This window comes from Micromonospora sp. NPDC049089, from assembly GCF_040648775.1.
In the GTDB taxonomy this organism is placed as follows: domain Bacteria; phylum Actinomycetota; class Actinomycetes; order Mycobacteriales; family Micromonosporaceae; genus Micromonospora.
This window is the reverse complement of the sequence record NZ_JBEZEH010000257.1, coordinates 1-8,623: the sequence shown is the minus strand read 5'-3', so window position 1 is coordinate 8,623 and position 8,623 is coordinate 1. Positions and strand designations below refer to the sequence as shown.

At 69.8% G+C, this 8,623-nt stretch carries 8 protein-coding genes; 7 read left to right on the top strand and 1 reads right to left on the bottom strand.

Features of this window, described 5'->3' with window-relative positions:
* On the top strand, positions 1-1,879 hold a 1,879-nt coding region (locus tag AB0B48_RS29935; RefSeq protein ID WP_357207319.1), incomplete at its 5' end, for an ATP-binding protein.
* Between the two features lie 211 nt (positions 1,880-2,090).
* Entirely contained in the window at positions 2,091-2,966 is an 876-nt protein-coding gene (locus tag AB0B48_RS29930; protein WP_357207317.1) for a replication-relaxation family protein, read from the top strand.
* A gap of 88 nt (positions 2,967-3,054) precedes the next feature.
* On the opposite strand, the gene AB0B48_RS29925 is transcribed toward AB0B48_RS29930, so the two are convergent.
* Complete coding sequence (locus tag AB0B48_RS29925) at positions 3,055-3,984, bottom strand: hypothetical protein (protein ID WP_357207314.1); 930 nt, start codon at positions 3,982-3,984, stop codon at positions 3,055-3,057.
* A 545-nt stretch (positions 3,985-4,529) separates the two neighbouring features.
* Between AB0B48_RS29925 and AB0B48_RS29920 the strand changes: the two genes are divergently transcribed.
* The 5 genes from AB0B48_RS29920 to AB0B48_RS29900 all read left to right on the top strand — a co-directional run bounded on the left by AB0B48_RS29920 (position 4,530) and on the right by AB0B48_RS29900 (position 8,565).
* A complete protein-coding gene (locus tag AB0B48_RS29920) occupies positions 4,530-5,246 on the top strand; it encodes a hypothetical protein (protein ID WP_357207312.1) in 717 nt (238 codons plus the stop codon).
* A 460-nt stretch (positions 5,247-5,706) separates the two neighbouring features.
* Positions 5,707-6,456, top strand: coding sequence for a hypothetical protein (locus tag AB0B48_RS29915; protein WP_357207310.1), 750 nt, complete (start codon positions 5,707-5,709; stop codon positions 6,454-6,456).
* Positions 6,453-6,728, top strand: a complete 276-nt coding sequence (locus tag AB0B48_RS29910; protein WP_357207307.1) for a hypothetical protein — start codon at positions 6,453-6,455, stop codon at positions 6,726-6,728. Before AB0B48_RS29915 ends, AB0B48_RS29910 begins: the two co-directional genes overlap by 4 nt.
* A gap of 153 nt (positions 6,729-6,881) precedes the next feature.
* Positions 6,882-7,793 carry a MarR family transcriptional regulator gene (locus tag AB0B48_RS29905; protein WP_357207305.1) on the top strand — a complete coding sequence of 304 codons (912 nt, stop codon included), beginning with the start codon at positions 6,882-6,884 and terminating at the stop codon, positions 7,791-7,793.
* Between the two features lie 94 nt (positions 7,794-7,887).
* Positions 7,888-8,565 (top strand): GGDEF domain-containing protein, encoded by a 678-nt coding sequence (locus AB0B48_RS29900; RefSeq protein ID WP_357207303.1) that lies wholly within the window; start codon positions 7,888-7,890, stop codon positions 8,563-8,565.
* The last annotated feature ends 58 nt before the right edge of the window (positions 8,566-8,623 follow it).

The following is an 8,623-nucleotide window of genomic DNA, read 5'->3' as shown; positions in this document are numbered from 1 at the left end:
ATGTCGTTGCCGGCACCGGTGGTCGGCTCGTGGAAGACCAGTTCCTCGGCAGCGCGACCGCCCAGCGCGGGCCCGCCGCGCGGCCGGGCGGCTACGGGCCGGCACCACCGCCGTACCGGCGATCAACCCGGCCGCGCCGTTGCGGTGGCTGCTGGACGCGTTCCTGCCCAGCAGCGGCCCCGCCGGCCGCGCTACGGTGCCCGCGTCCCGCCGAGATCCCACCGTGGAGCGCGACGTCCGGGCGATCCTGGACAAGACAGCGCACCCGCTGTGGCAGACCGGCATCCGGTACGCCGTCGCCACCACCAACCGGCGCGGCGGCGCCGATCCGACGGGCCGGTTGCGGGGCATCGCCGACACCCTTGCCTCGGCGTTCGCCATCCACACCGGCCGCAACAGGCTCACCCACCGCGCCCGGATGCCCGCCCCGGTGGCCGTCCTCGCCGCACGCCGACTCGGGCCCGGATTCCTCACCTCCGCCCCGGAACTCGCCGCCCTCGCGGCTCTGCCGCGCGACCTTGCCGTGCCTGGCCTCGATCGGGCGCGGGCCGCGTCCATGCCGGCGCCGGTCGCGGTCCCCGGCGGCGGGCGTGGGGTGAAGATGCTCGGCGACGCCGAAATCGGCGGCCACAGTGTCGGGCTGTCGGTGGCGGACGCGAGGTATCACCTGCATGTGATCGGTTCCACGGGCTCCGGCAAGACCACGCTGCTGGTCAACATGGCCCTCGACGACATCAACGCCGGCCGCGGCACCGTCGTCATCGACCCGCACGGCGACCTCGTCCTGGACATCCTCGACCGGCTCCCCGCAGGCGTCGCCGACCGTGTCGTGCTCTTCGACCCCGATCAGGACAACCCGCCGACGCTGAACCCCCTCGAAGGCGACGACCCCGACCTGGTCGTCGACAACCTCGTGTCGATCTTCGGGAACATCTTCGCCAAGGCGTGGGGACCGCGGATGGACGACGTCATGCGGGTGGCCTGCCTGACCCTGCTGCGCCACAACAACGTCACCCTGCAACACATCCCACCGCTGCTCAACAGCCCCCAGTTCCGCTCGGCGATGACGGTGGACCTGGACGACCCGGCCGGGCTCAGCGGCTTCTGGCAGTGGTACGACAGCCTCAACGACAGCCTCCGCTCGCAGGTCATCGGACCGGTCCTCGCCCGGCTGCGCGCGTTCCTGCTGCGCGACTTCGTCAAACGCACCATGCGCTACCCCAAATCGAGCTTCGACATGGGCCGCGTCCTCGACGGCGGCGTGCTGCTCGTCCGCATCCCCAAGGGTGTGCTCGGCGAGGACACCAGCCGGCTGCTCGGCTCCCTGATCCTCGCGCAGGTATGGCAGGCCACCACCGCCCGCGCCGGCGTCGCACCTGACCGGCGCCGCGACGCGACCCTGATCATCGACGAGGCCCAGAACTTCCTCACCCTGGCCAACTCGCTGGACACGATGCTCGCCGAGGCCCGCAAGTACCGGCTGTCACTCGTGCTCGCCCACCAGGACCTGGCCCAGTTCCCCCGCGACCTGCTCGCCGCGGCGTCGGCCAACGCCCGCAACAAGATCTACTTCACCGTCGCGCCGGAAGACGCGAAAGTCCTGTCCCGGCACACCCTGCCGGAACTGGGCGAGCACGACCTCGCCCACCTCGACGCGTACACCGCCGCCGCACGGCTGGTCGTCAACGGCCGCCAAACCCCGGCGTTCACCATGAAGACCCGACCGCCGAAGCCGATCGTCGGGGAGGCGACCGCCATCCGCCAGGCCGCCGCCGCGGCGGTACCGAGCCAGGACACCAGCGCCGTCGACGACCTCGTCGAACGGCTCAGCCGCAAGCCCGACGACCGTCGATCCCGTCCGAAGAGCGACCGGAGGTAACTTCCTCTGTCAGACGGTGGCGTCGCCCGGGTCGCGCACCGGGTCGTCGCCGGGATCGTCACCGGTGACCGCCAAGCATCCGCAGCACAGTGCTGACCTGGGCTGTCAGTGCCGCACACACCCCGTGACAGGCCCTCCGCACCGACCTCCCTCGTCCCAGACACCCCTCCCGATCGGGAGGGGAACCCCATCCTGCCCAGGAGCGACCGTCGTGTACTCCCGTGTTCCGCCCGCCTCCCGCAACCCCGATCCCCTAGCCGTCTTTGGTCGCATCGTCCCCCGCGACCACGCCCTCCTGACCCTGCTCGCCGAGCACTACCTGCTGTCCACCGACCAAATCACCAGCGCCCTCTTCGACACCCGGCGCACCGCCCAACGGCGGCTGACGATCCTGCACCGCCTCGACGTGCTGCACCGCTTCGGCCGCAGCGGCGCCCACGGCCGGTACGGGTCGCTGCTCTACACCCTCGGCCCCGTCGGACTGCAGCTACACCCGACCGTCTACCACGACCCCACCGGCATCAGCGGCAAAGCGCCGCGCAGCTCGCTGGAGCGGGCTAGGCGGATCGCCGCCAGCGGCCAGGTCAACCACCTGCTCGGCGCCAACCAGTTCTTCACCGACCTCATCGCCACCGCCCGCCACACACCCGACACCCAGCTGTCGCGCTGGTGGTCCGAGCAGCACGCCACCACCGTCTACGCCCAGGCCGGCATCCGCCCCGACGGGCACGGCGTGTGGACCGTCGATGACACGTCGATCGGGTTCTTCCTCGAGCACGACAACGACACCGAGAACCTCGCCCGGGTCGTGGCAAAGCTGCGCGGATACGAACGCCTCACCACCTTCGGCCCCCGCTACCCCGTGCTGTTCTGGGTCCCCAGCCGGCGCCGCGAGGCCAGCCTCCTCGCAGTGCTCGCCGGACTGCGCGCCGCCAGCCCGATCGCCACCGCCGTCCACGGCCCCGACCCGGCGGGTCGGGTGTGGACCCTCGTCTCGGACCCCACCCACCGCCGGTACCTGCACGAGCTGCCCTGCGACCACGGCCCCGAAACGGTCACCAACCCACAGCGCTTCGATGACCTGTAGAGACTCACACCGCCGGCCAGTTGTGGGCTACCACCGATAGGTAGCACCTCCCATCCGGCGTTCGCACCTCGTTACACCGGCGAGCCCGTCACGCCTGCTCAGCAATAGGCACAAGGTGCTGTAACCGGACCTCACTCGAGCCGGACTGCACGGGGGGCAGAACATACCGGGACAGCAAGACCATCAGTGCGTCATGCAGTTCGACAACGGCCTTTAGCACCAGGCGTGCGTCCCGAAACGCGCCCTTCCCGCGGTGAGACACGTTCGAACGAATTTGGTAGTAGTACCGAGCGCCACCGGTGAAGTCCGGCTTGAACGTGACCTTGTCAGTGGGGTCTCGGCCGTCCATGATGCTGCCGGGCTCGGCGTTCGCGGTCCTGAGCGCGTCTTGAAACGCGAGGTCGCTGTCCAACCGACATACGCGAGGCCAGGGATCTAGCGCTGGCCCGTAGCGGAGCGCCGTGTACCGTTCGACGGCGCTCCACAGCAAGAGGTAGGACGCCTGGAGGCGGAAGTGCTGGCGCCAGAGATCGGGGGCATCCGGTTGCGCCGGCACGCCATTTGGCGCCGCCTCCAACACGAGCCTTCGAACCTCAGCCAGTCCCTCACTAAGCACTGGATCGTGACTGACCGACCAATCGTGTACTGGATCTCCAGAAACTCCGCTCTGCAGCTTCCTACCAGCGAGAACGTTGGCATCGATGCTCCGGCCATCTTCAGTGATGGCTTTGGTCGTCTTCCACCTGTACTGGGTACCTGGCTCGAAGCTGGCCACGATCTGCCAGGCCTCATCGAGATTGTCCGCGGGAAAGAACAGAAGAGAGCCGTGGACACGCCCGGTAGCCGAGGGATCCAGCAACGGCAGGCCGTCACGCATTCTGATCACACCGGCTGCGGTGGCCTTAACGTGCCGGCTGACAAGTGGCTCGATCAGACCGGAAGCCAGCTCGCCGGGGCTCAGTGAACCATAGGTGAACAGCGGCAGATCTCGATCCTGTGGCAACCCGAGCGGTGGCATTCAGCGATTGTCTCTCGTGGTATCAAGCGTCTGTCGCCGAGGAATGTCCGTTGGGACGATCGGCGCGTCACCGGGCAACCGACAAGCCCGCCCGACACACGACCGCCTTCAGCCAGCATCTTCAGCAGGCCGACTGACGTCGACGTCTGTCGGTAAATGAGATCATCTGTGAGAGTCGTGAAGGCTCACAGCGTCCGCGCCGACGACGGCTGCGCCATGAGCCGGAATGCCTCACAGCGCAGGTCAACCCCGCTTTCCGGCGATCAACTCGTCGGATCGGCCTGACAGAACAGGCCGCTACGGTTCACGGCACTAACACCTCCTCATATATCTCCACCCCGCTCCGGTCCCACCTTGGAACCACCGCCGCACCTGCCGGTGCGCCTCGCCCACCCGCCCCTCCCGGGCCGGTCGGCGCCGCGCCGCGCGGCGACCCCAGGTCGCACCGCACCAACCCGCACCTCTTCCGCAACCGACCCACGCAACTAGTGGGCCGGTGATCCCCGCGCGCCCTGACGCGTCCACCCTCGAAGGAGGAACTACTCATGCCGAAGAACTCGACCCAGAAGGCCACCTCGCCGGCTGTCACACCGACGGCGACGATCCGCACCATGATCGTCTGTGTGCCGGGGGATCTGCCCCGCGAGTCCCTGACCGCACACCAGCTCGACCGCAACTTCGGCGTGCAGGGCACGCTGTCGCCCCGCTTCTGGGCCAGCCCCGCCCTGCACCTATGGCAGCGCAGCCAGATGTTCGGACTGCGCAAGGGCCGCCCGGCCTACTGCGCCGGCGGACCAGCGCGACTGCTCGACCTGACCGGCATGCGCCACGCCGCCGGTGTCGGGGCGGGCATCCGCCACCAACTGTTCAGCCGCGCCGTGCACGGCACCCGCAACGCCAATCCGTGGCACGTCTACGAGGCCCGCCACCTGGCGGACCCGCAGCAGTACCCGTGGGACACGGCCGTGGCGGACTTCACCCATCAACCCCGGGTTAACGCCATCCGGATGCACAACGCCGCCACCTACGGCGCCGGGCAGATCCGCCTCAGCGAACTGGAGATGTACCAGGCCGGCTGCATGGCCTACCAGCACCACAGCGCCCTGACCGCCCTCGCGGGCGACGCGCTGATCACCGCCGAAGGGGCGAAGCTGGCCCCGGCCAGCGACGCCATGGCCGACCGGGTGACCTACCTCGAACAGGCCAACCGGCTGCTCGCCGCCATCGACCCCGACCAGCGACTGCTCGCGGTCGCGCTCTGACAGAGCGGGCCAAGAAGGAGACACGCCCGACGGGCCGGGTCATGGTCCTGATCGGCGAGGTCGAGCTCCTCGCCGCCGCCTGCGTCCGCGCCCCGCGCCGCAGCGCCGCGAACCGCTAGCCGTCCACGCGCACCTCACGCGCAGCTTCGGGTCGCCCCACGCACTGGCGCACCACCCTGCTCATCATCCTGGCGACCGGCTCGCGGTGTCGGCAGACACCCGCGAGCCGCCGCATCTCGCCCGGGCGTGCCAGCCGCCCCTGACAGGGGCGCTGACTGCGCTGCCGGCCAGCGAGGCGGCCGCCCTTTCCCTCTTGCGTGTACGCCGGCGAGCGCCGGCACCCACCCCTACGCACCTCACCGAGCCGTCGGCGACCAGGCCCTGGTCGCCGTCATCACTCTGTCTGAAGGGACATAGCTCCATGATCCACCTTCCGATCTGCCCCGTCTGCGATGAGCCGGTGGCAGACCAACCCGCCACGCACTGGACCAACGCCTACCGCGGGGGCATCCCGTGGTGGCATCTGGCGGACAACAGCCCGATCTGCGCGGCTGCCGACGGCCAAGACTCCCAGCCGGCCCTCGTCGCCGACCCGCTTCCGGTCGACAATCAGACCAACACCTGGCTCGACGAGTTGAGTCGCCTGTTCGCCGTCGACGGTCCCTCCGACCCCGCCCGACTGGGCAGCGCCATCACCGCCGCCGAGCACCTCAGCCGCTGGCTGCAAATAGCCACCGGACCGTTCAGCGCGCTGCTCACCCTGCCGGCACCCTCCGACGTCGCATCCCTGATCGGGCACCTGCACCGCAGCACTCGGCTGCTCGCCCGGGTGCACGCACAGATAGGTTCATACCTCCTCGACCAGGCCCGCCAGGCACACCTCGCCAGCCTCGATGACAGCGAGGGGCGCAGCGAGGTCATCGACGCCGCCGACGACGTCCACGCATGGTTGCAGGACGCGGCCGACTGGCTCGCCCAATCGGCGCAGGCATCAGGGGTCGCTTGGTCCAGCGCCCGCAAGGTCACGGCCGCGAGTCACCTCGGTGCCTCCTCCACCGCTGGCGATGTCGACCCGCCGGAGGGCCAGCAGGGACGAGTGCTGACTACACGCCGCGTCAGGGCAGCACAGCCGTCTTCTCCGGTCGGTGGCTGCGCTACGAACCGGTCCCTGGCTTCCACCGCTACCACGAGGGCTACCTCGCGACGGTGACCGGTTGGTGGAACGGCAGCTTCGAACTCGCCCTCGACCACGAGGCCGTGATCGCCCTTACCCAGACGTTCGACGCGATGGCCACCTACGTCGGCAGCGATTGGCGCACCGTCGGCTTTGACGGACACACCCTCACCGTCGCCCGTCCGGTGTCCCTCGGCGGCGGCGTCCACCTCGTAGAGCCCACCGGCGGGCGGTACCGGATCGGCTGGGGCCTGCCGTGGCTGCCGGTCGACCCGAGCCGCTGCGACCGCGTCTTCGGCCAGCCATAGCCGCACCGCCGACCAGCACGGGGCCTGGCAGGCCCCGAGCGTCGATGGCATCCCGAGATCCGGTCACCGCACTTGATCACGAGGCGTCATCGAAGCGTGGATCAGTGCACGCCACATCTCGGCGAACGCAAACAGCAGCCACAGGGAGGACCTATGGACAACACGACCGACCAGACCGGAGTGCCAAGCGCACTCGACAAGGTTGCCGCCGCTCTGGCAGCACTTGGCCAGGACACGGCCGCCGCGATCGCGCAGCGCGCCGGCGTCGGCTACTCGACGGCCACCAAACGACTTCGCACCCTGGCAGAGGCAGGCCAGGCCGCTCCGTTGCGCGCCGACGACGGCCGCACGCTCTGGCGGCACCTGCCGAACACGGCGACCAGCACCGACAGCGGCGACCCGCAGGCGACCACGACTGACGCCATGCGCGACCCGCCCCCCGCACTGACGGACGACAACGGCGACGAGGCTCACGGACCGGACGAGGCCCCCGGCCCGGCAGAGGAGGCGAACACCGCCTCGGTGGCGAGACCGGACGACGAGTCGACCAGTCTCCAGCCGGACGACGAACGCCCACCAACGCGGGACAGCGACGCGGACCGGCCAGCCCTACAGGACCCACTCGCCAAGCCGGACCACGTCCCCGACGCACCGACCACAACGGAGGCGAGCGAGGCTTCCCCGGCCGCCGCCGAGAATCCGCCCGCAGCCGACGCGTCTGGTCAGACAGAACCCGGGCCCAGTCTGGACCCGACAGACAGCGACGAATCCATTGCGCCCAGCAGCTCGTCCGAGGCTCCGAGCGCGTCAGGTGGCGGGAAGCCGCGCCGGTCCAAGGGCAGCCTGCGCGGGGCCATCCTCGACGTGCTCGAAGCCCATCCCGGGCAGCCGTTCAAGACCAGCGAACTGTGCAAGGCCATCGACCAGGCGAACGAGGGCACCGACTCGGCCAAGGCCAGCGCGGGCGCGGTCGTCAACGCCGTGCACAAGCTCGTCACCGACGGAGTCGCCGTTCAGATCGCCGAGAGGCCAGCGACGTTCCAACTCGCCCCGACAACCACCTAGCAGACCCGTTACCGCTGGTAGCCCGGGGCGGGCGTCGAACTTGGCGGAACCACGCCCGCCCCGGTGCTCCTTAACAGACAAGGAGCGACGTCAAGTGTGTCACCTGAGCTCGTACCTCACCGCGGCTGGCGGAGTCATCGCCGGTCTCGCCGTCGCCGCGGCACTGCTCGCCCGGCAGCGGCACATCATTCACCATCAGCGGCAGGCGCTAGTTGCCCGCGACCGCGAACGGTCCTACTGGCACCGGCTGGCCGCGCACAACGACACGACCGACCTGCCGAACCGGCGGGCCCTGTGGACCCACCTTGAGGCCACGTTCTCGCTCGGGGAACCGCTCGGGCTCGTCCTCATAGACCTGGACCGGTTCAAGCAGGTCAACGACACCTACGGCCACGAGCACGGCAATGACCTGCTGCGCGAGGTCGGACGCCGCCTGAGGGCTCTCGGGCCATCGGTAGCCCTGGCCGCGCATCTCGCCGGCGACGAGTTCGCCCTCGTCGTGCACGGCGACGACGGCGAGGTCGAGACTGCCGCCGAGGCCGCCCACCGTCGCATCTCGGAGCTCCCGTACGAGATCGCCGGGCAGCAGGTGGTCGTCACCGCCAGCGTCGGCTACGCGCTCGCCGGGCCGGACATGCTGCCCCGCGACCTCCTGCACGCGGCCGACCAGGCCATGTACCTAGCCAAACGCACGCGCTCTGACATCCGCGTCCACGACCCGGACCACGCCACGCCGCCGGGAATCGTCATCCGCTACCGCGACCTGCGCTAACAAGCCCCCGGCACCAACCGCACCACGTCCCCGCACGCACCAGAAGCCCCGCAGGCCG

What these genes read in the sequence shown, in the direction of transcription:
- AB0B48_RS29925 (WP_357207314.1), bottom strand. Translation starts at nt 3,984, where the DNA reads ATGCCACCGCTCGGGTTGCCACAGGATCGAGATCTGCCGCTGTTCACC.
- AB0B48_RS29905 (WP_357207305.1), top strand. Translation starts at nt 6,882, where the DNA reads ATGGACAACACGACCGACCAGACCGGAGTGCCAAGCGCACTCGACAAG.
- AB0B48_RS29920 (WP_357207312.1), top strand. Translation starts at nt 4,530, where the DNA reads ATGCCGAAGAACTCGACCCAGAAGGCCACCTCGCCGGCTGTCACACCG.